We start from the raw sequence: 23,627 nt of genomic DNA on the forward strand, positions 1-23,627 counted from the left end.
GGCCCGCTGCAATGGATCGTCTATCCGGCGCTGATGGCCGTCGCGGCGACCATCGTGCTGGCGATCCCGTTCCAGCTATTCGGTCTCAACCTGCCTGAGCCGGTGTTTCCGATCGTGTTGGCCTTCGCCTGGCCGCTGATCAGACCCTCCATGCTGGCGCCTGCGGTCCTGTTCGGCCTGGGCCTGTTTCTTGACCTGTTCTGGGGCGGAACCCTGGGGCTGTGGCCGCTGAGCCTGCTGACCGTTTACGGCGCGATCCTGCTGGCCTCGAACTTCCTGGCGGGCCAGGCGACGATCGTCCTGTTCGCGCTTTATGTGGCTTCGACCGGTCTGGCCTTCTTCCTAGCCTACATGATCACTACCTTGAGCCTGGGCAACGCGCCAAGCATCCTGGCCGTAATGGGGCAGGTCGTTCCGACGCTCCTGCTCTTTCCCCTGGCCGATTGGCTGATCCAGCGGTTTGACGACGCCGACGTGCGCTTCCGATGAGCAGCGAACCCCACATCTTCTTTTCGGACGTCAATGAGCGCCAGGGCTCCTTCCTGCGCCGGACCTTCCTGCTGGGTGGCGGGATGGCGCTGGGGACCGTGGCCTTGGTCGGGCGCCTGGCCCAGCTGCAGATCGTCAAGGCCGAGGAATACTCGACCCTGGCCACCAATAATCAGTTCAACTTCCGCCTGGTGCCGCCGCCACGCGGTCTGATCAAGGACCGCAACGGCGTCACCATCGCCGGCAACCGGCCCAGCTTCCGCGTTCTGGTCGTGCGCGACGAGACGAAGGATCTGGATCAGACTCTGGACCTGCTGGGGCAGCTGCTGCCGGATACGCTGGATCGCCGCCGCACTCTGATCCGCGAGATCAACGCAGCGCCGCGCTTCTCACCCGTTCCGGTCAAATCCGACCTGACGTGGGAGGAGTTCTCCAAGGTCAATCTGCACGCAGCCGAGCTGCCCGGCGTCATGGCTGACATGAACGAGGCGCGCTATTACCCGTTCGGCGGGTCCTACGCCCACGTGATCGGCTATGTGGCCAAGGTGTCCGATCGCGACGTCAAGGCGATCCGCGACAAGGGTGAGCAGCCGCCCTCCATCCTGTTCAACCCGGGCTTCCGCATTGGACGTCAGGGAATCGAGAAGTCGCTGGACACCGACCTGCGCGGTGAAGCCGGCGGCAAACGCGTCGAGGTCGACGCCCGCGGCCGCGTGGTGGCCGAGGATGTCGCGGGCTCACGTCCGCCTGTCCAGGGCGCCGAGGTCATGCTGACCTTGGACAACGACGTCCAGAACCGGGCGCTTGAAGTCTTTGGCGAAGAGGCGGGCAGCTGTGTCGTGATGGATGTCCGCAACGGCGACATCCTGGCCATGGTCTCGTCACCCTCGTTTGATCCCAACCTGTTCGTGTCGGGCGTGCCGTCCAAGATATATCGCGCGCTGGCCGATTACGAGCGGCGGCCGTTGCTGGACAAGGCCCTGGGCGGCACCTTCGCGCCGGGTTCGACCTTCAAGCCTGTGGTCGGGCTGGCGGCGATGAAGCGGGGCTGGGATCCCAATCGCCGGGTGGTGTGCAACGGCAGCTTCTACCTGGGGCGGCGCTTCGCCTGTCTGGGGCGGCACGGCGCGCTGGATATGCGCGGCGCGATCAAGGCTTCCTGCAACGTCTACTTCATGACGGTGGCGACGGAGTTCGGTCCCGACGCCATCGCCGAGGCGGCGCGCGAAATGGGCTTTGGGCAGAGCTTCGATATCGGACTTCCCGGCCAGAAGGTCGGGCTGGTTCCAGATCGGGAATGGCGTCGTCGCAATCCTGTGCGGGGTGACGGCAAGTGGTATCCCGGCGAGACGCCCAGCTATGGGATCGGGCAGGGCGCGTTGACCGTCAACGCCTTGCAACTGGCGGTCTATACGGCCCGCATCGCCAATGGACAGAAGGCGGTGACGCCTCGACTGATCAAGTCGATCGGCGGCGTCGAGCAGACGTCCGGCACGGCCTTCGCTGATCTGCCTTTCGATCCGTCGCTGCTGGACGTGCTTCGGGACGGCATGGAGGCTGTGACCGATGTCGGCGGCACCGGTTTCCGCAATAGCCAGCTGGGCCTTGGCGCCGTCCGCATGGCCGGCAAGACCGGCACGGCCCAGGCCCAGAACTACGGCGCCGGCTCGCGCAAGGGCGCCGGCCGTCCCTGGGCCCAAAAGGACCACAACCTCTTTATCGCCTACGCCCCTACCGACAACCCTCGTTACGCCGTGTCGGTCATCGTGCAGCACGGGGGGCTGGGCGGCGGCACGGCCGGCGCGCCGCGCGCGCGCGAGGTGATGCGGGTCGCCCTGCTCAAGAACCCCGAAATCCGCGCCCGTATCGAACAGGCAGGATTTGAGGCGCCCGAGGACGCGGGCGCGCGCGAAGCCGAGGCACGGGGCGAACCTGTCGATGCAACGACGGCTGACGTCGTCGCGCCGCCGCCGGAGCCTGCACTGTGACCGCATCTGCCCTGACCCGACCCGGGGAACGCGACCGCATCTCGAGCAAGCTGGCCGAGCTGGACTGGCGTGTGGTCGGCCTGTTGTGCGTCCTGGCCGGCATCGGCACGGCCATGCTGTATTCGATCGCCGGAGGGCACTGGGATCCCTGGGCGTGGAAGCATCTGCTGCGTTTCGGCGTTCTGCTGGTGGCCATGATCGGTCTGGCCATGGTCCATCCGAAATGGTGGTTCCACGCGGCCTATCCTCTGTACGGCCTGTTGTTGCTGCTGGTCCTGATGATCGAGTTCACGCCCCTGGGCTATACGGCCGGCGGCGCGCGGAACTGGCTGAATTTGGGTTTCATCCGCATCCAGCCGGCCGAGTTCGTCAAGATCGGCCTCGTTCTGGCTTTGGCCCGTTGGTATCATGGCCATTCGGCGCAGGACGCCCGCTGGTCGTGGAAGCTGTTGATCCCGGCGGGCATGATCGGCGTGCCCTTCCTGCTGGTGGCCAAGCAGCCGGATCTCGGCTCGGCCATGGTCATCGGACTGACCGGCGCGGCCGTTATGTTCATGGCGGGGCTGAGCTGGCGGGTGATCGCAGCCGGGGCCGCTGCGGCAGTGGCGATCATTCCGCCCTTCGTCATGTTCGTCATGCACGACTATCAGCGCAACCGCGTCCTGACCTTCCTGAACCCGGAAGCCGACCCCTCCGGGACCGGCTACAACATCATCCAGTCGAAGATCGCCCTCGGTTCGGGCGGTTTGATGGGCAAGGGCTATGGCCTGGGCAGTCAGAGCCAGCTTGAGTTCCTGCCCGAGCGCCATACGGACTTCATCTTCTCGACCGTGTCCGAGGAGTTCGGCTTCCTCGGCTCCTTCACCGTCCTGGCCTGCTACCTGGCGTTGATTCTGATCTCGCTGCGGATCGCCTCCCTGTCCCACAGCCACTTCGGCCGGATCAGCGCGGCGGGCATGACGGCCTTCCTCGCCATCTTCATCCTGATCAACGGGGCGATGGTGATGGGTCTGGCGCCGGTCGTGGGCGTGCCCATGCCGCTGCTGTCCTATGGGGGGTCGACCATGATGACGGTGATGATCGGCTTTGGGCTGATCCTGTCCACCCACGTGCACCGCTATGTCGAACTGCCGAAAGGGCAGGGGCTGTTCTGATCCGGGTTTGAGGCGTTAGGCTGAGGCATGACCAACGAAGCCCCTGCCGCCGCCATTCCCACAGCCGATCCCTCGATGTTCTCGGATTGCGGCGACACGCCCTGTCCGCAGCCGGTCATGGCTGATCCCACTAACGAGGCCGCGGTCCTGGCCGACGGCGTGCGTATGCGCAACAACCCGGCCGAATGGGCCTTCGTCCGCCTGTCCAAACTGATCGAGGAGTTCGAGGCCAAGCTCGACAAGGACGAAGAGATCGGCGCCCGCGTCGTCGGCTTGCCCGGCGAGGGCACGATGCAGATCGTCGACGTCGGCTTCTGGGGGCCGGACCTGATCATCTTCTTCGGGCGCAACCCCGACGGCAAGCCCGTGCGCCTGGTGCAGCACTACACCCAGATCAACGTGGTGCTGGCGGCGATCAAGAAGCCTGAGGAACGCGAGGCGCGCCGCATCGGCTTCCAGCTCAACGAAATGGTGATGAAGACCAACCCCGCGCCGACCGCCGCATCGACGGCTGGCGCGGGCTAGAGACCTGCCGCCCAGTCAGTGCCCTTGATCAGGCTGTCGATGATGCCGGGTTCGCTGGATGCGTGGCCGGCGTCGCCGACGATGTCCAGCTTGGCTTCCGGCCAAGCGCGGTGCAGGGCCCAGGCGCCCGAGATCGGCGTCACCACATCGAACCGGCCCTGGGCGATCCAGCAAGGGATGTGGCGAATGGCGTCGATGTTCTCCAGAATCCAGTTCTCGCTGTCGAAGAAGCCGCCGTTGGTGAAGTACCAGTTCTCGATCCGGGCGAAGGCCACCGCGAACTCCGGATCGGCGAACTTGTCCGGCTTGCCCGAGGGGCCCTGGACGCTGACCGTCTCGCCTTCCCAGCTGGACCAGGCGACGGCGCAGCGGTTGCGTTCGGCCACGTCGTCGCCAAGCAAACGCTTGTTGTAGGCGGCCATCAGGTCGCCGCGCTCGGCCTCGGGGATAGGGGCGACGAAGCGCTCCCAAGCGTCCGGGAAGATCATGGAGGCGCCGTCCTGGTAAAACCAGTGCAGTTCCTTTTTCGTCAGCAGGAAGATGCCGCGCAGGATCAGGGCCAGGCAGCGATCCGGGTGCTTGATCGCGTAGGTCATCGACAGGGTGGACCCCCAGGACCCGCCGAACACGACCCACTTCTCGATGCCCAGCTTCTCGCGCAGACGCTCGATGTCGGCGACCAGATCCCAGGTGGTGTTGTTCTCCAGCGAGGCGTTGGGCCGCGACAGACCGCAGCCGCGCTGGTCGAACATGACGATGCGGTACCTGGCCGGATCGAAGTAGCGCCGCATTCCAGGATTGACCGCCCCGCCGGGGCCGCCATGCAGGACGATGACCGGCACGCCGTGCGGGTTGCCGCTTTCCTCGTAATAGATTTCGTGGACGCCGTCGGTCGCCATCCAGCCAGAGGCATAGGCTTCCAGCTCGGGATAGAGGTCGCGGCGCGGGGTGTCGATCACTGGAAATGCCATGTCAGGAAATGGGGGTTTTCAGATTGGCCGGTCAGGCGTTGACGATGTGTGAGCGGAACGCGGCGATCGCCAGCACGATCCAGCCGGCGATCATCAGCACGCCTCCGATCGGGGCCACCGCGCCCATGGCGGGCAGGCTCAGCAGACCGATCATGGCCAGAGCCAGACAGAAGATCAGACCGCCGCTGGGGGCGAGCCAGCCCGCTATCCGCGCCGTCTTCCCGCCGGTCATCCAGGTGGCGCAGGCCACCGCCAGCACGGCGTGAACCATCTGATACTGGGCGCCGGTGGTCAGCAGGCTCTTGATGGCCGGGCCGGCGCCATGGGCCGCAAAGGCGCCCAGCGCGACGGCCATGGCCCCGTTGAAGGCCGCGAAGACGAGCAGGTTGCGATCGAGACTCATTGCTAATGTCTAGACCACAACTCGTGGCGAGTCTGCTATCGGAACGCTGATGAAATCCGCGCCGCGCATGGCCCTGCAATACGTCCTGCTGTTCGGCGCCAGCGGAGTGACCCTGCCGTTCGCAGGCCTGTGGTTTCGCGAGCAGGGATTGAGCGGCGCCCAGATCGGCGCCCTTCTGGCCATTCCCATGCTGGGACGACTGGCGACGGGTCCGTTACTGGCCGTCTGGGCCGACGGATTTCAGCACAGGCGCACGCCGATCGCCCTGCTGGGGCTGGCCATGGCCCTGGGCTACGGGGGAGCAGGTCTGGTTCAGGGCTTCGCCGCCTGGGCCGTCTGCTGGTTCGTCGGGGCCACGGCGGCGGCGGCCCTGATCCCGCTTAGCGACGTGATGACCTTGCGCGTTGCCAAGCGCGACGGTTTTCCCTTCTCTCTGCCGCGCGGCTGCGGTTCGGCGGCCTTCGTCGTCGCCAATGTGGTCATGGGCCTGCTGCTGACGCGAGCCCCGCCGGACGCGATCATCGTCTGGATCAGCATCGCGGCGGTGCTGATCGCGGTCACGGCCTGGCGCGTCCTGCCCGCCGAACCGGTCACCGAAGGTCCGCGCGTGCCGGGGCTGGAGCGGTTCAGGGGTCTGGGGCGACTGGTCGCCGATCCCATCTTTATGACCGCCATCTTCGCCGTCGGCGCGGTCCAGGCGGCGCACGCCTTCTACTACGGCTTCTCGGCCATCGCCTGGAAGGCGCAGGGCGTCCCCGAGAGCGTGACCGGTCTGCTCTGGGCCTTCTCCGTTCTGGTCGAGATCGGCTTCATGTGGGTGATCGAACCCTGGCGTCGCCGCGTCGGGATCGGGCCGTGGGTGATGCTGTCCGTAGGCGCCGCCGCCGCAGTCATCCGCTGGACCTTGATGGCGTTCTCGCCCCCGCTCTGGGCGCTGTGGCCCTTGCAGAGCCTGCACGCGCTCAGCTTCGCCGCCACCTATCTGGCGGGGGTCCAGATCGTCGAGCGTCTGTCACCTCCTGACAGTCACACAGCGGCGCAGACGTTGAGCTCCGTGCTGTCCGCTGGCGTCCTGATCGGGCTGGCGACGGCCGCGTCCGGGCCGCTGTACGACGCCTTTGGCCTGATGGGCTATCTGGCCATGGCGGGATTGGCGGCGCCCGGCGGGCTGGTCGGGCTGATCCTGCGGTCGCGGCTGGCGAAGACCTAGGCCGCGTTCGGCCGGGGCAGGGGCGCCAGGTGGCGGGCGATGACCGAGGCCGCCGTCTTGACCGCCGACTGGACCTTGGTGTTCGGCGCATCCGAGGGGGCGCGGATCAGGCCGATGGCGGGCGAAGCCGCGCCGTCCGGCAGATCATTGAGGATTCGATACAGGATGTAGCTGCCGGCATCCTCCTCTGCGTCCGAGGCGGCCAGGGCGTCGAGGCCCGCAGCGGTCAGGTCGCGCACGATCTCGGCGGCCGGCGCGGTGGCGCGGACAACGCCGGGGCCGGTGTGATCCAGGCGGTCGGCGCCGTCCAGACGCCGGTTCTCGGCCCGCATCTGCAGACGGAAGGCGCCCGCATGGGCGGTTCGACCCACCAGCAGCAGGGCGCTGCATTCCCCCCTGGACAGCAGAGCGCTGAGTTCGGCCGCCAGGACGTCGGCGGCGGGTGATCCTGGCACGGGAAGGGTGCGCGCGCCGACCGGGTTCCAGGGATCACCAGACAGGTCCTCGACCGGGTCCCAGGCGGTGAAACCCGGGTCCCAGGCGCAGATGGCGATGGCGGGACGTCGATCGGGGCGTAGCCCGGTATCCATATCCAGCAAGAAATCCACCCTGTATGACACTAACGCGACAGCGGCCGAGACCGTGCGGGCAACCCTGCGAGAGGTCAAGCCCGCCGGTTTGAATCGAGGCGGTTTTACGGCGAAGGTCTAGTTCAGATCGCCGATGGCCGCGTCCAGCAGCATGAAGGCGCGGCCTTCATCTGTGGCGAGGCGCGCCTGCACGTCGTGGGCGTCTCCCTGGCGCGCCTGGTCCTGCATCTCGCGTCCGAAGGCGCGGACATAGGCGTCGGCGTCGGCGCGCAGGTCGGCGTCGGCCAGAATGCGGCGCGACACGCTGCGCACGGCGGCGGGCGCAACCCGACGCACGATCTGACGGGCGCGGTCCGGCTCCTGCATCGCCAGCGCGCGCGCCGCTTCCTCGATCCGGGCGCGGGGCAGCAGAGCATTGGGATCGACCCCCATGCGGCGGATGGCGGCGGTGATCCGATCGGCCAGGGCTGCGGCGTCGACGGGCGCGGCCACCGGGGCGTCCAGTTCTAGCGGCGGTTCGTGAGCCTCATTATCGAGGTCATTCGCCAGATCGTTCCAGTCCAGCGGCTCGTCCTGAGCCGGCGCAGGCGAGGCCTCCTCGGTCGGCTCAAGCCTCAGACGGCCGCGCAGGCCGAAGCCGCGTTCCTCTACCGTCTTGGCGGCGGGTTCAGGCTTGGGTTCAACAGGGCGCGGCTTGTAGCGCGGGGTTTCGGCAGCGGGCGTGGCCAGCAAGGGCTCCCGGCGGCGACTGGCGGGCGTGTCCCCGGACACCACGCCCATGACGCGCACGGCCTCGGTCAGCATCTCGTAGTTGCGGCGTACGCGATCCTGGAAGCCGCTTTCGAGAGCTTCGGTGTCATCGGCGGCCTTGCGCGACGCCGCCGACAGTGCAGCCAGACCCTGCTCCACCGAGGCGCGAACCGCGTCGACGCGAGCGGCGGCCTCCTCGGGCAGGCGGTTGGCGCGGGCGTCCATATCGGCCACGGCGCTTTCGACCTGGGCCAGGGCGGCGGTCATGCGTCCCAGCGTGTCCTCCAGCCTTTCGACCACCTTCTCGCCGGTCAGATCGACCATGTCGGCGGTCTGGTTGACGATCTTGCGGGCGCCGTCGATGCGCGCCTCGGCGGCTTCATCCGCCTTCTGGGCGGCGTCAAACAGGGACTCGCCCAGGCGGTCGGCGCGAATCTGGGCCTGTTCCAGCGCGGCGGCGGCGGCGGTCCGCTGCTCGTCGGCGGTGGCCTGCAGGGCCGAGAGGGCGCGTCGGGTTTCTTCGACCAGGACGTCGCGGGATTCTGCCGCCAGGGCCTCGAAGCGGTCGAGCGCCAGTTTGGTGGCGTGGTCGAATCCGTCGGCCTCGCGCTGCGACAGGTCGACGAGGGCGCGGAACTGATCGGTCACGGCCTCGACCTGGGCCTTCAGGGCGTCGCTGACGTCGCCCGTCGTCTGGTTCAACTCGCCGGCGGCGCCGCGGGTCAGGGACAGTTGCTCGGTGAACTGGGCCCGCTGGCTCTCGATCTGGGCCGAGAAGTCCTCCTGGTCGGTGCGCAGGGCGTAGGCGGCGGTGACCAGGGCGGCGCGCTGCTGGCTCAGTCCTTCCTCGACCGATTGAATCTGTTCAGCGACGCCCGTCCCGGCGGTTTCCAGTCGCAGGGTCTGGCGCGCCAGGTCGTCGGCGGCGGCGCGGGCGGCGTCCTGCGCCTCGCTGGCGGCGGCGGCCAGATCGGCGGCGCGCGCGGCCAGCGCGGCTTCGGCCTCGCGGAGTTGGGTCTGGGCCAGGTCGGAGGCGTCCACCACCATGCGCGACTGGCGCTCGACCGCATCGACGACGCCGGTGGCTTGGCTGTCCAGTTGCACGCCCAGGGCGCCCAACTGCTCGCGCTCACGACCGAGTTGGTCGGTCAGGCGGCGGGCGGTGCGGCCGGCGCTGTCGGCGGCTTCGTTCAGGCGAACGGTTTCCTCCGCCAGGGCTTCACGCAACAGGGCCATGTCCGAGCGAGCGCGTTCGGCGGCCAGCGCCGCCTGATCGATGTCGCCGCGCAGGGATGTCAGCACCTGGCCCGTCTGATGGGCGGCCAGCGCCGTCGGCCCGACCAGGGCTTCAGCCATGTCGCGGGCGCGACGGGTCTCGGTGGCCAGATGGGCGCCCTGTCGAACGGCGTGGGCCAGCATGATGGCCAGACCGGCGGGGGCGAGGGCGATCAGGGCGTAGACGGCCAGACGCAGCGGCTCCAGCGGCACCACGCCCGAGCCGAACTCATAGGCGAACCAGGAGGCGACGCCGCCGATCCAGAGCGCGGAGGCGAGGCCGGCGATCAGATAGGCGTTCCCGCCGGATGGTTGAGCCGGAGCGCGGCGAGCCGCAACGGGCGCCGGCGCCATAGGTTCGTCGATTGGGGCGGGTGGGGTGTCCGACGAAACCGCCAAGGGGCCCAGGTCGGGCGCAGGCTGGGCATGAAGCGCGGCCGCGCGCTCATCAGCCAGGCGCTGCTCTTCAAGCAGGCGGCGACGACGACGCTCGGACATCGGCTTTTCAGGCGCCGGCTGCAGCGAGAGCTCGGCGTCCGCAGTCTCGTCGCCCGACGCGACGGCGGCGGACTCGTCGAGACCTTCGCCCGGTTCAGGGTCGGAGAGGTTGAGCGGCGGCCGATGGCTGGATTTCATGGGGCGTCGATCTCGTTCACTAATCGCCGGAAACGCGACGAGCGCGCGCTGGGATCGACCCTAACGGCTTGATCCTGTCGCGCAAAGGCTCACACGTTCGGATTCCGCTGCAGATGTCGATCGCCGCCCGGAAGCCGTGCAGTCAGCAGTCGCTGGGCGGGGTGACGGCGATGCTCGCCGCCGGCGTGTCCCGGCAATCCTGAACGCGTTGAATCTCGCGCTCTGCGTGGCGGGGAGCCTGCAAATCGACGCCGAACTGCGACAACGCCGCCGCAGCGAGCATCGCAATCAGGCCAGCCAGCAATTCCAGCAGCATTTGCATAACCTCGCTTATGACAGAAGCAGGCCCGGATCACAATGCGGCCCCATTGTGAAGCTGAGCCATTGTCGGTTCAGTGGAACGAAAACGCTCGCAGCGTCACTGTATGACGCGGGCGCGTAGCGGATCGTCACGCGAATCAGACAGCTATGGCGCAATGCATGAACCGGGCGACATCTATGAGGGCAGCCTGCTTGAGCCGGGGCGGGACTGCTGGCGCATAGCCACCGCCCACCGGTTCACGCCATTGATGGAGAACAACGCCTACTTCGATGCGCTCGCCTCCTCCCTGCAAAAGGCGAAGAAGTCGATTGTCATCCTGGGCTGGCAGTTCGATCCTCGCACGAGGCTGGACCCGGAATCGCCGCTCATAGATCGGCGTGGAGAGATTGGACATCAACTCCGCAGCCTGGTGCGTCAGAAGCCGGATCTGGATATCCGTCTGCTGATCTGGAAGTCGCCGCTGCTGATTGCGGCGTCGCAGGGCTTCTATCCCCATCGGGCGCAGAACTGGTTTCGCAAGCGAACGGTCGAATTCCGCCTGGACAAGCCCGGCATCCTGGGCGCGTGCCACCACCAGAAGGTGATCGTCATCGACGACAAGGTGGCGTTCTGCGGCGGGGGCGACATCGCCACCGATCGCTGGGACACCGACGAGCATCTGGATTTCGATCCCCGCCGCTGCCAGCCGTCCGGACTGTTCAGCGCGCCTCGACACGAGGTGATGAGCGTTATGGACGGTCCGGCCGCCCGGGCCCTGGGGGATCTGGCGCGGGAGCGCTGGTATCGCGCCACCTGGGAACGGACTGTCCCGGACGATTCCGACGACGATCCGTGGCCGGACGGCGTCGAGCCGGCGCTGACCGATGTCGCTATCGGCATAGCCCGCACCGAACCGCAGGTGCGCGGCCGCCCGGAGGTTCGCGAGAATGAGGCGCTTCATCTGGAGTCCATCCGTCGCGCCAGGCGGCTGATCTATCTGGAAAACCAGTACTTCACCTCGCCGATCATCGCCGCCGCCCTGGCCGAGCGGCTGGCCGAGCCCGATGGACCGGAAATCGTGCTGGTCTCGACAGGGCGCAGTCCCAGCTGGTTCGACGGCCTGACCATGGATACTGCCCGCGCTGAGGTTCTCTACCGCCTGGAACAGGCCGACGCCCACAACCGGTTCACTGCGTTCAGCCCGCGCACCGCCGAGGGCGAGCGCATTATCGTTCACGCCAAGATGTCGATCATTGACGATCAGTTGTTGCGTATCGGCTCGACCAATCTGAACAACCGGTCCCAGGGCCTGGATACGGAATGCGATGTGGCCGCCGAACCGACCTCGGCGGAAGGACGCGAAGTCGTGCGGCGCTTCCGCCAGCGCTCCATCGGGCATTTCATAGGGGTGTCGGGCGAGGCCTTCGCTCAGGCCGAGGCGATCATGGGCTCGGTCGGGCAGGCCATCATGACGTTTGGATCCGACCGGATGACCCTGCTCGGCTCGACCCCGCCGTCACCCGTCGAGCGGCTGTTCGCCGAATGGCAGCTGGGCGATCCCATGTCGTCGCGTGACGCCTGGCGCCCCTGGAAACGCCTGAACCGCACGCACCGGACGCGACCCCGCTCAGAGGGCGGTCAGGCGCCGGGCTGACTTTCGAACTCGAAGTCGATGGCGAGCGGCAGGTGGTCCGAGGCTGTGCGCGCCAGAGGGTGCAGCGGCGTCATGGCCCCCGTCACCCTGATTTCCGGACTGACGAAGCAATGGTCGATGCGGATGGCGGGGAAGCTGGAGGGGAAGGTCTTCACCGAGGGCTTCAGCCCCAGTTGGCGCTGGGCGTCGACCAGCCGTCGTGTCAGCGCCTGGTAGGGGCGGGTGATCGAGGTGGCGTTGAAATCCCCGGTCAGGATGGTCGGCCCGATACAGGCGGGATCCCCCAGCCATTCCCGTCCGACCAGAGCCGCCGCCTGAAGTCTTTGTTCGCGCGGCACCAACCCCAAGTGCGTGTTGAAGACGTTCAGGACGGTCCCGTCGAAGTCGATGGCCGACCACAGGGCGCCGCGGGGCTCCAGCCCCCTCAGATTGGGCAGGGTCGGCAGGGCGGCGGCGCGGATAAGCCGTTCGGGCCGCGCTGTCAGAATGGCGTCGCCGTAAAGCTCCGCCTCGATCGTCATGGCCGGGTGGAAGCGGAAACCCATCGACAGGCGCTCGGCGATGGCGTGGGCCTGATCGACGCCGTTGGTGCGGGCGCGCCCGACGTCCAGTTCCTGCAGACAGACGATGTCCGGCTCCAGTTCGGCGATGACGGCGGCGATGCGCGCCACGTCCAGCTTGCGATCAACGCCGACGCAGCGGTGCACATTATAGGTGACGAGTCTGGGCATGGGTCCTTGTCGGCGCGGTCGATCCCGCCGCCGGTCTATCCGCTCTAGATGACAACCAGACGGTCGGGGACCTCGTTGATATCAGCGGATCGCGGCGGAAACTGTTCCGCCAGAACCTGACCGCACAGGGCGATGGCCTGTTGCATGCCTTCAACGGGTTGATGGCGGCGCAGCCCGGCCGTCAGGGCGGCGACCGCCTCCGCCCAGACTTCCGGACTGACACGGGAATGGATGCCCGCGTCGGCGATGACCTCGACCTGATGATCGGCCAGGGCGGCGAAGATCAGGACCCCGGTGCGAGCCTCGGTCTTGTGCAGGCCGTGGGCGAGGAACTGTTGCAGCGCGGCGCGGCGCACACGGGTGCGACGCAGGGCGGCGGGGGTCAGCAATCGCCTCATGGCGGGGATCAGGCTCAGCAGGAAGACGGAGAGGAAGACCGCCGCCTGGACCAAGGCGTAGGCGGCCAGGGTTTGGCTGATCTCCAGCTCTCGCCCGGCAGCGTGGGCGGCCTGCCAGTCGCCGCCCAAACCCGACAGCCAGGGCGCGCCGAAGCCGAGCGGGATCAGGGCCAGGGGCAGCAACAGGGCCGCCGCCGCCGCCCAGGCCAGGCTGACGTCACGATAGGAGGACACCTGCCGCGCCACGACGCAGAAGATCTCGCCAGAGGTGGTCTCCTCGGCGCGGGCGATGGCCTCGGCCACACGCGCGTGGTCGTCGGTCGTGAACTGCATCACCATCCCCCCGAAGCGCCGCCGCCGCCGAAACCGCCCCCGCCGCCGCCAAATCCACCGCCGCCAAATCCACCGCCGCCGAAACCGCCGCCGCCGCTCCAGCCGCCGCCACCGCGACCGCCGCGTCCCTGGTTCTTCAGCGCCTCGCTGGCGGCCCAGATCAGGATGGGCGTCAGGCCGTCTCGTTTGCCGCCGCGACGACGTTTGCCGCCCGCCGCCGCCATCACCAGGCTGATGAAAAGGAAGAAGAAGATCAGGAAGATGATGATCGCCGGCAGAATCGGCTTCTCGCGCTCGCTGGTCGCGCTTCTGGCGTCCGCCGCTCGGGCCTGGGCCTCGGCTGGGTCAGCAGTCAGCTGGGCGATGACGGCGTCGGCGCCGGCCATGATCCCGGCGGCGTAGTCGCCCGTGCGGAAGGCCGGCAGGATGTCGTTGCGGATGATCTGCGACGAATAGGCGTCGGTCAGCACGCCCTCCAGCCCATAGCCGACCTCGATCCGCACCTTGCGTTCGTTCGGCGCGACGATCAGCAGGGCGCCGCCGTCGTTTTCCTTCTGGCCGATGCCCCAGTGACGACCCAGCTGATAGCCGAAGTCCTCAATCTCCTGATCCTGCAGCGAGGGCAGGGTGACGACGACCAGCTGGTCGCCGGTCTGGCGTTCCAGTGTCTCCAGCTTGGCGGTCAGGACCTGTTCCTGTTCCGGCGTCAGAAGCTGGGCGTCGTCGACGACTCTGCCGGTCAGGGCGGGGAACCGGATCTCGGCGGCCAGGGCCGGCAGAGCCGCCAGCCACAGAACGAGGCCGAGCACCAGGGCCGGGAGCAGACCCGGCCCAAGTGGACCGAGACCGAGGCGGTCCCTCAGGGCGAGGGCGGAGGGGATCATGTCGGGCTTAGGCTGCCGGGGCAGGCGTGGCGGCGGGCGGGGGCGAACCGGGCGCGGCCCCGGGCGTGGTCGCGGGCGCGCCGCCGCCGGGTTGAGCGCCGGGAACACCGAGGTTGAAGTTCACGCTCGGCGCGCTTTGCGCCTCGGCGGTGGCGGTGAACAGCTGCATGGGCTTGGAGCCGCCGTGCAGGGTCTTGGCCCAGATCACGGTGGGGAAGGTCCGCAGGGTCGTGTTGTAGTCGCGCACGGCCTCGTTGTAGTCGCGGCGCGCCACGGCGATGCGGTTTTCGGTGCCTTCCAGCTGCGACTGCAGGGTCAGGAAGTTCTGATTGGCCTGAAGCTGGGGATAGGCCTCGACCGTCACTAGCAGTCGCGACAGGGCGGACGACAGCTCGCCCTGCGCCTGCTGATATTGCTGGAAGGCGGCGGCGTTATCGAGGTTGGAGGCGTCGATGTTGACGCTGGTCGCCTTGGCGCGCGCCTCGATCACCTGGGTCAGGGTGGTGCGCTCCTGAATGGCCGCGCCCTGCACGGTGGCGACCAGGTTCGGCACCAGATCGGCCCGACGCTGATATTGGCTCTGCACGTCGGCCCAGGCGGCCTCGGCCCGTTCCTGCTTGGTCGGAATGGTGTTGTAGCCGCAGCCCGCCACGGCGGGGGTCAGGACGACGACGGCGGCGACGGCCGCGAGACGGGGCGAGAAACCAGCCATGAGATATGTCCTCCGGCGGTCGGCAGGACCGCTGATCCGCTAAAGACTATCGGAGCCGAAAGGCTCCGCTTCAAGACCGGATTTTTCTCGCCGCTTCAGCGGTTGAGGTCTTCCGGCTCGACCCCCGCCGCGCGACAGGCGGCGGTGTAGGTGTTGGCCAGCAGGCAGGCGATGGTCATGGGGCCGACGCCGCCGGGCACCGGCGTGATGCGTCCCGCGACCCCGACCGCCTCGTCAAAGGCCACGTCGCCGACCACGCGAGTCTTGCCCTCGGCGGCCTTGACTGGATCGCGCGACGGGACGCGGTTGATGCCCACGTCGATGACGGTCGCGCCCGGCTTGATCCAGTCGCCCTTGATCATCTCGGGCCGACCGACGGCGGCGACCAGAATGTCGGCGGTGCGGCACAGGGCGGGCAGATCCCGGGTGCGCGAGTGGGCGATGGTGACCGTGCAGCTTTCACCCAGCAGCAGTTGCGCCATCGGTTTGCCGACGATGTTGGAGCGCCCGACAATGACGGCGTTCAGGCCCGACAGGTCGCCGAGCTGGTCCTTCAGCATCATCAGGCTGCCCAGCGGGGTGCAGGGGATCATGCCCGGCAGACCGACCGCCAGGCGCCCGACGTTGACCACGTGAAAGCCGTCCACGTCCTTGTCCGGGTCGATGGCGCCCAGAACGGCCGCCGAATCGATATGCCGAGGCAGGGGCAGTTGCACCAGAACGCCATGAATGCCTGCGTCGGCGTTCAGCGCGGCGATCAGAGCCAGCAGTTCGTCCTGGGTGGTGGTGTCCGGCAGGCGGTGGGTGTCGGAGCGCATTCCCGCCTTCAGCGTCGTCTCGCCCTTGTTGCGGACATAGAGTTGGCTGGCGGGGTCTTCGCCGACGATGACGACGGCCAGACCCGGCTTGATCCCTTGGGCGGCTTCCAACCGCGCAGCGGCGACGGCGACGCGTCCGACCAGGGTCTGCGAGAAGGCCTTGCCGTCGATCAGCGAGGCGCGGGCGGGTTCGTCAGCCATGATCGGCTCCATGGGATCGGGAACGTGAAAGCGTGGCCGCGATTTACAGCCGTGGCGGTTCGGCGTCTATGATGGCGCCAGCAAAGAGGTTTTCATGCGTCATTCTGAGTACGGGGCCCTGTTCGCAGCGGTCAGCGCCATCGCCCTGCTGTCGTCCGGCGTTGTTTTCGCCCAGACGCCGACCGATATCCGGATCGGCGCCGAGGTTCGCGGGCGTTTGGAGGAGGGCGACGCCCGCACCCGGGGCGGCGACGCCTATCGCTATGACGACTATCGCGTTCAGCTTCGCGCCGGTCAGCGCTTGCAGGCGGAACTGCGCAGCAGCGACTTCGACGCCTACTTGGAGGTTTACGCCGAGGGCCGGACCTCGGGCGACTCCCTGGCCTCCGACGACGACGGGGCGGGCAGCGGCACCAACGCCCGCCTGCGCTTTACGCCGGAAAGCGACGGCGTCTACATCGTGCGTGCGCGTCCCTTCTCGGGACTGGAGACCGGCGCCTACACCCTGGCGCTCAGCGAGCGGGTCGCTCCGCGTCAGCCGCGGCCGGGCCGGATTTCGATCGGCGGCGACGTGTCGGGGCGTCTGGCCAGCGGCGACGCGGAAGATGAGGACGGCGCCCGGTTCGACGCCTACGCCTTCCGTGCCAACGCCGGTGATCGCGTGGCGATCCTGCTGGAATCCGACGTCTTCGACCCGCTGGTTCGGGTGGGTCGAATGGTCAACGGCGGCTTTGTTCAGGCGGCCCAGAACGACGATGGCGCGGGCAAGGGGCTGAACTCCTATCTCGTCTTCACAGCCCCTCAGGCCGGCGAATATGTGATCCAGGCGGCCTCCGTCAGCGGTGACGCCGAGGGCGACTATCGCCTGTCGCTGGAACAGGGTCCGCCCGCTCCGCAAGCGCGCAGCATCGCCATCGGCGAAGAGGTCAGCGGCCGTCTGGACGAGGACAGCGCCCAGAGCGATTCCGGCGCCCCTGCCGACCTTTATCGCTTCACCGGCCGGGCCGGCCAGCGGGTGGCCATCAGTCTGAAGGCCGACGATTTCGACAGTTTCCTTGAACTGTTCGACGCCAACCACAACAGCCTGGCCACCGACGACGACAGCGGCGGCGAGCTGAACGCCCGCCTGACCTTCGTCCTGCCCGACGACGGCGACTATCTGATCGAGGCGCGCGGTTTCTCGGACGCCACGGGCGCCTATGACCTGAAGCTGGACGAGGTGGCGCCGCCGCCGCCGCCGACCGCCATCAGTTTCGGCCAGACAGTGCAGGGAGACCTGAAGGAAGGCGGCGCGACCGACGACGCCGGCCGTCTGTTCGACGGCTACGCCTTTAGCGGGACCGAGGGCCAGCGCGTCCAGGCCATCATGCGGTCGGGCGATTTCGACGCCCTGCTGCAGATCGGCAAGGCCGGAGAGCAGTTCGAGGAACTGGCCTCCGACGACGACGGCCTGCGTCAGGGCACGGACGCGCGTCTGACCTTCACCCTGCCGGAGGACGGCGACTACATCCTGCGCGCGTTGCCCTATTCCGGGGAAGGCAAGGGCCTGTATTCTCTGGAGTTTGCAGATCGCGGTCCCGAACCGGGACCGGGCAGCCTGCTGGTCGGATCGACCGCACGCGGCAGCCTGTCCGAAGCCGACGCCATGAACGACGAAGGCGTCTCGTTCGACGCCTACACCTTCAAGGCCAAGGCGGACGAGAAGCTGCGTTTCACCATGATCTCCCCAGCCTTCGACGCCTTCGTGGAGGTGGGCGAGGACAAGGACGGCGACTTCCGCAGTCTGGCCGAAGACGACGACAGCCTGTCGGACACCCACGCCCGTCTGGACTGGACCGCCCCGCGGGACGGGACCTATGTCGTGCGCGCCCGCAGCTTCGCGCCTAGCTCGACCGGCGACTATGTGCTGACGGTCGAACGTCAGCCCTGACGATCACGGCATGAGCGATGATCTGATCCTTGGGCGGAAAGACCAGCACCTCGACGTGGTGCTGTCCGGCGGCGGGCGACACGCCCTGGCGTCCGGCTTCGACGACTGGCGCTTCGTTCATGAGGCTCTGCCGGATCTGGATCACGCCAAGATCGACCTCGGCGCCGACTTCCTGGGGCGGCGGTTGCAGGCGCCCCTGTTGATCAGCGCCATGACGGGCGGTCCCGCCCGGGCCGAGGCCATCAACGCCCGACTGGCCGAGGCGGCCCAGCATCTGGGCATCGGCCTGGCGGTCGGCTCGCAGCGCGCCGCCATTGAGGGCGGGGCGACCGGTGGGCTCGACCGTTCGCTGCGCGATCGGGCCCCGGACACCCCGATCCTGGCCAATATCGGCGCGGCCCAGCTGACGCGCGGCTTTGGCGTCGAGCAGGCCAGGCGGGCGCTGGACATGATCGGGGCCGACGCCCTGGTGGTGCATCTCAATCCCTTGCAGGAAGCCTGTCAGCCTGAGGGCGACCGTGACTGGTGGGGCGTCGGCGCGGCGCTTCAGGCCCTGATCCGCGATCTGAACGCGCCGGTCATCGTCAAGGAGACGGGGGCGGGGATTTCGGCCGTCACCGCCCAGCGCCTCATCGCCATGGGCGCGGCAGGCGTAGATGTGGCCGGGGCGGGCGGCGCCAACTGGGGCTTGATCGAGGGCGAGCGCGCGGTCGATGCGGCGGACAAGGCCCACGCCGCCGCCTTCGCCGCCTGGGGCATACCCAGCGCCCGCGCCATCGCCGAGGCTCGCAACGCCCTGCCGGAAGCCCTGATCATCGGCTCGGGCGGGGTTCGCGACGGCGTCGATGCGGCCAAGGCGTTGCGGCTGGGCGCGGACGTGGTCGGGATGGCCTCCGGGGTCATTCAGGCGGCGACGGAATCGACGGAGGCGGTGGTCGCCCACTTCCAGACCGTCATCCGCCAGTTGCGCACTGTCTGCTTCTGCACCAACGCCGCCAGCGTAGCGGCCCTGAAGCGCGTCCCATTGTTAAGTGTAAAATAAATCAACTGTTTAGGCGCTCTATCTAGGGTGCTGGTTCGGAACATCTACGGAGACCTCCCCATGCGAACCCTTCTGATGACGACTATGCTGGCTTCGAGCCTGGTCGTCGCCGGCGCCGCCGCGGCCCAGAGCACCATTCGCCCCGGCCAGACCATTCAGGGCAATTTCACCGCCAAGGACGCCCGCATGGGCGACGGCTCGCACTACCGCTGCTACGTCGTTCAGACCAACCCGGACGAGGCCTACACCGTCACGCTCAGTTCATCGGACTTCGACACCTATTTGTCGGCCGGAGAGGGGGCTGATTGCGACCAGACCTCGATCACCAATGACGACGGTCCGGACATGGGCACCAACTCCCAGTTGCGCTTCGTCTCGGGCGGTGGGCTGTGGATCATCAAGGCCAACACCCTCAGCGAGGGCGAGACAGGCCGCTACGAATTGCGCGTCTCCTCGGGCGAGCGCATCCGGCCGACCACGCAGGTCCTGCCGATCGCGGTCGGCGAAAGCCGTTCGGGCCGTCTCGAGTTCAGCGACCGTCGCGCCGACGACGGCTCGTTCTACGACTGCTACGCCCTGACCATCGCGCGCGCAGGCAGCGTCGCGGTGCGTCTCGACTCCGGCGATTTCGACGCCTACCTCGGCCTCTACGAAGGCCCGCAGTGCGACGGCGACTCCTTGGCCACGGACGACGACAGCGGCGGCGGCACCAGCGCGCAGATCGTTCAAAGCCTGCGTCCGGGGACCTATTCGATCCGCGCCAATACCCTCGGCGCCGCGGAAGAGGGCGACTACACCCTCAGCGTCACCTCGCGTCGTTGATGTCTGCAGCGGCCCCGGTCGGATCGATCGGGGCCGTTTCTGCGACCGTCTCCGGCAAGGGACGGTCGAAGCCGAAGCTGTAGTCATCGGGCGGAAGCTGCACGATCCGCCGGACAGGCGCGCTGGCCGGCCCCACGACGACGGTGACGGGCGTGGCGACGGGCGGCGGCGTGGGTTCGATCCAGGCGACCTCCCACGCGCTCTCGTCAGCCGGCAGGGCTGCGAGCGGCTGTAGGCGGTCCGGATCGTGCTCATAGCCATTGTTGAGCGTCCCAACCGCCAGAATGGGGCGGGGCGTCAGTTCCGGCTCGACCGGCGGCACCACCTCTATGCTGATCGACGAGCCTTCAGCGGCTGGACCCTGTGCGACCGAGGTCGACCGCCACAGCGTCCAGCTGCCGCCCCCGAGCAGAGCGACGAGGCTGATCGCTGCAACCGTCGTCATTACCGCCTTCATCGACCACCGCCCGCTTTAGATCTGCTCCGCAGGGGAAGCGCATAAGGCCCCGTGCGGTTCAGATTATCCTTGGAGCGTCGTCGATGATTGCGACTGCTTCAGGCTGAAGGCAGCAGCTCGCCGGCGAAGGCGCGGTAGCGTCCAGCCTGCACCCCCGCCGTGGCCCGGGCGATGTCCGGCGCGAAATAGCGGTCGGCGGAATAGGGCTCGGCGGCCTCGCGCACGATGGCGTAGGTCTGCTCCAGTTCCGGCGACGAGGTCAGCGGACGACGGAAGTCGATGCCCTGCGCCGCGGCCAGAAGTTCGATGCCGATCACGGTCGCCGTGTTGGCGGCCATGTCCAGCAGCCGGCGCGCGCCGTGAGTGGCCATCGACACATGGTCTTCCTGGTTGGCGCTGGTCGGCACGGTGTCGACGACGCAGGGGTGAGCCACCATGCGGTTTTCGGCCACCAGGGCGGCCGCCGTCACCTGGGCGATCATGAAGCCCGAATTCACGCCGCTGTCCTTGACCAGGAAGGCGGGCAGATCGGTCATCTTTGGATCGACCAGGATGGAGGTGCGGCGCTCGGAGATATTGCCGATCTCGCACAGGCTCATGGCGATCATATCTGCCGCATAAGCAACAGGTTCTGCGTGGAAGTTGCCGCCGGAGATGACGTCGCCGTCCTCGATGAAGACCAGCGGATTGTCGGTCACGGCGTTGGCTTCACGCTCCAGCATGGCGGCGGCGTTGCGCAGAACGTCCAGGGTCGCGCCCATGACCTGAGGCTGGCAGCGCAGCGAGTAGGGGTCCTGCACCTTGGCGCAGTCGTGGCGGTGGCTGTCGCGGATGGCGCTGCCGGTCAGCAGTTCGAGCAGGCGACGGGCCACGTCGATCTGACCCGGCTGGCCGCGCAGGGCGTGGATGCGGTGATCGAAGGGCGCGTCCGACCCCAGCAGAGCATCGACCGACAGGGCGCCGGCAGCGATGGCGGCGGCGAAGACGTCCTCGGCGGCGAACAGGCCGGCCAGGGCCAGGGCCGTCGAGCACTGGGTGCCGTTCAGCAGGGCCAGGCCTTCCTTGGGACCCAGGACGACAGGCTTCAACCCGGCCTTGGCCAGGGCCGTCACGGCGTCCAGCGTCTGCCCCTGATAGCGGGCCTCGCCGACGCCGATCAGGACGCAGGACATATGGGCCAGCGGGGCCAGATCGCCCGAAGCGCCGACCGAACCCTTGGCCGGGATCAGCGGCAGGACCTCGGCGTTGACCATGCCGATCAGGGTCTCCAGCGTGTGACGACGAACGCCCGAGGCGCCCTTGGACAGGCTGGCGATCTTCAGCACCATCAGCAGGCGGGTGACGTTTTCGTCGAGCGGTTGGCCGACGCCGCAGGCATGGCTGAGCACCAGGTTCTTCTGAAGGGTTTCAAGGTCTTCTGCAGCAATGCTGGTGTTGGCCAGCAGGCCGAAGCCGGTGTTGATGCCATAGACCGTGCGGCCCTCGGCGAGGATGGCGGCGACGACCGCCGCCCCCTTTTCGACATTGGCCCATGCGGCGTCGGTCAGGCTGACGGCGACGGGACCGTTCAGCACCGTGCGAAGCTGGGCGAGGGTGAGCGGCGCGGCGCCGATTTCGATGGTGGTGGTCATGGGTTTACAGGTCCAGCGAGGGCAGGTTCAGGCCGTGCTCGCGCGCGACGTCCTTGGCGATGACATATCCGGCGTCGGCGTGACGCATGACGCCGGTGGCCGGGTCGTTCCACAAAACGCGCTCCAGCCGCTTGGCCGCTTCCGGCGTGCCGTCGGCGACGATGACGACGCCCGAGTGCTGGCTATACCCCATGCCGACCCCGCCGCCATGGTGCAGGGACACCCACGAAGCGCCCGACGCCGTGTTCAGCAGGGCGTTCAGCAGGGGCCAGTCGCTGACGGCGTCCGAGCCGTCCATCATGGCCTCGGTTTCGCGGTTCGGGCTGGCGACGGAGCCGCTGTCCAGATGGTCGCGGCCGATGACGATGGGCGCGCTCAGTTCGCCGGAGGCCACCATGTCATTGAACATCAGACCCGCGCGGTGACGGTCGCCCAGACCGATCCAGCAGATGCGCGCCGGCAGGCCCTGGAAGGCGATGCGCTCGCCCGCCAAGTCCAGCCAGCGGTGCAGACCGGCGTTGTCGGGGAACAGCTTCTTCATCGCCTCATCCGTCTTGCGGATGTCCTCGGGATCACCCGACAGGGCGGCCCAGCGGAACGGACCGATGCCGCGGCAGAACAGCGGGCGGATATAGGCGGGGACGAAGCCGGGGAAGTCGAATGCGTTCGTCACGCCCTGATCGAAGGCGACCTGACGGATATTGTTGCCATAGTCGGTGGTGGGGACGCCCTGGGCGTGGAAGTCCAGCATGGCCTGGACGTGGACGGCCATCGACTGGCGCGCGGCGGCCTCGACGGCGGCCGGGTCGCTGACGCGCTTCTCTTCCCACTCGGCGACCGTCCAGCCCGAGGGCAGGTAGCCGTTGACGGGATCGTGGGCGCTGGTCTGATCCGTCACCAGATCAGGGCGGACGCCGCGCTTGACCATTTCAGGCAGAAGGTCAGCTGCATTGCCCAACAGGCCGATCGACAAGGGTTTCTTGTCCTTGAACGACTGCTCCAGCAGGGCCAGCGCCTCGTCCAGGGTCTCGGCCATGACATCGACGTAGCGGGTGCGCAGGCGGAACTCGATGCGGCTGCGCTGGCACTCGATGGTGATGCAGGACGCCCCGGCCATGGTCGCGGCCAAGGGCTGGGCGCCGCCCATGCCGCCCAGGCCCGCGGTCAGGATCCACTTGCCCGACCAGTCGCCGCCATAGTGCTGGCGACCCGCCTCCATGAAGGTCTCATAGGTGCCCTGAACGATGCCCTGGGTGCCGATGTAGATCCACGACCCGGCTGTCATCTGGCCGTACATGGCCAGACCCTTTTTATCCAACTCGTTGAAGTGGTCCCAAGTGGCCCACTTGGGCACCAGGTTGGAGTTGGCGATCAGGACGCGCGGGGCGTCGGCATGCGTGCGGAAGACGCCGACCGGCTTGCCCGACTGGACCAGCAGGGTCTCGTCGGCTTCCAGCTTCTGCAGTTGCTCGACGATGGTGTCGAAGGCCTGCCAGTTGCGGGCCGCCTTGCCGATGCCGCCATAGACGACCAGATCCTCGGGACGCTCGGCCACCTCGGGGTCGAGGTTGTTCATCAGCATCCGCATCGCCGCCTCGGCGGCCCAGGTCTTGGCGGTCTTTTCAGACCCGCGCGGGCTGCGGATGATGCGGGTGTTGGGCGTGGCGCTCATCGATTCCTCCATGCGGCCCGGAATGCGACTTGGGCCGTCGTGCGGGGATA

At 67.9% G+C, this 23,627-nt stretch carries 22 protein-coding genes; 9 read left to right on the forward strand and 13 right to left on the reverse strand.

The window, feature by feature from the left end; translation table 11 throughout:
• Nucleotides 1-33 precede the first annotated feature (33 nt).
• Genes B4A39_RS10060 through B4A39_RS10075 form a run of 4 tightly spaced genes read left to right on the forward strand, consistent with a single transcriptional unit; the run spans nucleotide 34 to nucleotide 4,156 of the window.
• Nucleotides 34-489, forward strand: a complete 456-nt coding sequence (locus B4A39_RS10060) for a hypothetical protein (protein ID WP_409449570.1) — start codon at nucleotides 34-36, stop codon at nucleotides 487-489.
• Nucleotides 486-2,477 carry a penicillin-binding protein 2 gene (gene mrdA / locus B4A39_RS10065; protein ID WP_292036132.1) on the forward strand — a complete coding sequence of 664 codons (1,992 nt, stop codon included), beginning with the start codon at nucleotides 486-488 and terminating at the stop codon, nucleotides 2,475-2,477. The genes B4A39_RS10060 and mrdA overlap by 4 nt, the downstream gene beginning before the upstream one ends.
• Nucleotides 2,474-3,631: a rod shape-determining protein RodA gene (gene rodA / locus B4A39_RS10070; RefSeq protein WP_292036134.1), complete on the forward strand. Its 1,158-nt coding sequence runs from the start codon at nucleotides 2,474-2,476 to the stop codon at nucleotides 3,629-3,631. The genes mrdA and rodA overlap by 4 nt, the downstream gene beginning before the upstream one ends.
• A 27-nt stretch (nucleotides 3,632-3,658) precedes the next feature.
• On the forward strand, nucleotides 3,659-4,156 hold the full coding sequence (locus B4A39_RS10075) for a DUF6173 family protein (RefSeq protein ID WP_292036137.1): 498 nt from the start codon (nucleotides 3,659-3,661) through the stop codon (nucleotides 4,154-4,156).
• Here the strand turns inward: B4A39_RS10075 and pip are convergent.
• Both pip and B4A39_RS10085 read right to left on the reverse strand, forming a co-directional pair.
• Nucleotides 4,153-5,127, reverse strand: a complete 975-nt coding sequence (pip, locus tag B4A39_RS10080; protein WP_292036141.1) for a prolyl aminopeptidase — start codon at nucleotides 5,125-5,127, stop codon at nucleotides 4,153-4,155. The two genes, B4A39_RS10075 and pip, sit on opposite strands and share 4 nt — an antisense overlap.
• Before the next feature lie 31 nt (nucleotides 5,128-5,158).
• Nucleotides 5,159-5,530, reverse strand: a complete 372-nt coding sequence (locus B4A39_RS10085; RefSeq protein ID WP_292036144.1) for a DUF423 domain-containing protein — start codon at nucleotides 5,528-5,530, stop codon at nucleotides 5,159-5,161.
• Between the two features lie 49 nt (nucleotides 5,531-5,579).
• Here B4A39_RS10085 and B4A39_RS10090 point away from each other — a divergent pair, with 49 nt between their 5' ends.
• A complete protein-coding gene (locus tag B4A39_RS10090; protein WP_292036146.1) occupies nucleotides 5,580-6,740 on the forward strand; it encodes an MFS transporter in 1,161 nt (386 codons plus the stop codon).
• Here the strand turns inward: B4A39_RS10090 and B4A39_RS10095 are convergent.
• From B4A39_RS10095 to B4A39_RS10105, 3 genes are all read right to left on the reverse strand, one after another.
• Nucleotides 6,737-7,330, reverse strand: coding sequence for a hypothetical protein (locus B4A39_RS10095; RefSeq protein WP_292036336.1), 594 nt, complete (start codon nucleotides 7,328-7,330; stop codon nucleotides 6,737-6,739). The two genes, B4A39_RS10090 and B4A39_RS10095, sit on opposite strands and share 4 nt — an antisense overlap.
• Nucleotides 7,331-7,447: 117 nt before the next feature.
• A complete protein-coding gene (locus B4A39_RS10100) occupies nucleotides 7,448-9,991 on the reverse strand; it encodes a tipN (protein WP_292036149.1) in 2,544 nt (847 codons plus the stop codon).
• A 142-nt stretch (nucleotides 9,992-10,133) separates the two neighbouring features.
• Nucleotides 10,134-10,307 carry a hypothetical protein gene (locus B4A39_RS10105; RefSeq protein ID WP_292036153.1) on the reverse strand — a complete coding sequence of 58 codons (174 nt, stop codon included), beginning with the start codon at nucleotides 10,305-10,307 and terminating at the stop codon, nucleotides 10,134-10,136.
• 160 nt (nucleotides 10,308-10,467) lie between these two features.
• Here B4A39_RS10105 and B4A39_RS10110 point away from each other — a divergent pair, with 160 nt between their 5' ends.
• On the forward strand, nucleotides 10,468-11,946 hold the full coding sequence (locus B4A39_RS10110; protein WP_292036156.1) for a phospholipase D-like domain-containing protein: 1,479 nt from the start codon (nucleotides 10,468-10,470) through the stop codon (nucleotides 11,944-11,946).
• Here the strand turns inward: B4A39_RS10110 and B4A39_RS10115 are convergent.
• The 5 genes from B4A39_RS10115 to folD all read right to left on the reverse strand — a co-directional run bounded on the left by B4A39_RS10115 (nucleotide 11,931) and on the right by folD (nucleotide 16,023).
• Nucleotides 11,931-12,677, reverse strand: a complete 747-nt coding sequence (locus B4A39_RS10115) for an endonuclease/exonuclease/phosphatase family protein (protein WP_292036159.1) — start codon at nucleotides 12,675-12,677, stop codon at nucleotides 11,931-11,933. The genes B4A39_RS10110 and B4A39_RS10115 overlap by 16 nt on opposite strands.
• A 44-nt stretch (nucleotides 12,678-12,721) precedes the next feature.
• Entirely contained in the window at nucleotides 12,722-13,408 is a 687-nt protein-coding gene (locus tag B4A39_RS10120; RefSeq protein ID WP_292036162.1) for a TPM domain-containing protein, read from the reverse strand.
• Complete coding sequence (locus B4A39_RS10125; RefSeq protein ID WP_292036166.1) at nucleotides 13,408-14,292, reverse strand: TPM domain-containing protein; 885 nt, start codon at nucleotides 14,290-14,292, stop codon at nucleotides 13,408-13,410. Before B4A39_RS10125 ends, B4A39_RS10120 begins: the two co-directional genes overlap by 1 nt.
• Nucleotides 14,293-14,299: 7 nt before the next feature.
• Nucleotides 14,300-15,004, reverse strand: coding sequence for a LemA family protein (locus B4A39_RS10130; protein WP_292036169.1), 705 nt, complete (start codon nucleotides 15,002-15,004; stop codon nucleotides 14,300-14,302).
• 95 nt (nucleotides 15,005-15,099) lie between these two features.
• Nucleotides 15,100-16,023: a bifunctional methylenetetrahydrofolate dehydrogenase/methenyltetrahydrofolate cyclohydrolase FolD gene (gene folD, locus B4A39_RS10135; RefSeq protein WP_292036170.1), complete on the reverse strand. Its 924-nt coding sequence runs from the start codon at nucleotides 16,021-16,023 to the stop codon at nucleotides 15,100-15,102.
• A 94-nt stretch (nucleotides 16,024-16,117) separates the two neighbouring features.
• Here folD and B4A39_RS10140 point away from each other — a divergent pair, with 94 nt between their 5' ends.
• From B4A39_RS10140 to B4A39_RS10150, 3 genes are read left to right on the forward strand one after another with little or no spacing between them, the layout of a single operon-like run.
• Nucleotides 16,118-17,953: a PPC domain-containing protein gene (locus tag B4A39_RS10140; RefSeq protein ID WP_292036173.1), complete on the forward strand. Its 1,836-nt coding sequence runs from the start codon at nucleotides 16,118-16,120 to the stop codon at nucleotides 17,951-17,953.
• A gap of 10 nt (nucleotides 17,954-17,963) precedes the next feature.
• Nucleotides 17,964-18,995, forward strand: coding sequence for a type 2 isopentenyl-diphosphate Delta-isomerase (gene fni, locus B4A39_RS10145; protein ID WP_292036176.1), 1,032 nt, complete (start codon nucleotides 17,964-17,966; stop codon nucleotides 18,993-18,995).
• 60 nt (nucleotides 18,996-19,055) lie between these two features.
• Nucleotides 19,056-19,817, forward strand: a complete 762-nt coding sequence (locus B4A39_RS10150; protein WP_292036177.1) for a peptidase — start codon at nucleotides 19,056-19,058, stop codon at nucleotides 19,815-19,817.
• On the opposite strand, the gene B4A39_RS10155 is transcribed toward B4A39_RS10150, so the two are convergent.
• From B4A39_RS10155 to hutU, 3 genes are all read right to left on the reverse strand, one after another.
• A complete protein-coding gene (locus tag B4A39_RS10155; RefSeq protein WP_292036180.1) occupies nucleotides 19,801-20,262 on the reverse strand; it encodes a hypothetical protein in 462 nt (153 codons plus the stop codon). The genes B4A39_RS10150 and B4A39_RS10155 overlap by 17 nt on opposite strands.
• A gap of 110 nt (nucleotides 20,263-20,372) precedes the next feature.
• On the reverse strand, nucleotides 20,373-21,905 hold the full coding sequence (gene hutH / locus B4A39_RS10160; protein ID WP_292036183.1) for a histidine ammonia-lyase: 1,533 nt from the start codon (nucleotides 21,903-21,905) through the stop codon (nucleotides 20,373-20,375).
• A gap of 4 nt (nucleotides 21,906-21,909) precedes the next feature.
• Nucleotides 21,910-23,577, reverse strand: a complete 1,668-nt coding sequence (gene hutU / locus B4A39_RS10165) for a urocanate hydratase (RefSeq protein WP_292036184.1) — start codon at nucleotides 23,575-23,577, stop codon at nucleotides 21,910-21,912.
• Nucleotides 23,578-23,627 lie beyond the last annotated feature (50 nt).

Source organism: Brevundimonas sp. UBA4553 (genome assembly GCF_002387245.1).
Taxonomy (GTDB): Bacteria; Pseudomonadota; Alphaproteobacteria; order Caulobacterales; family Caulobacteraceae; genus Brevundimonas.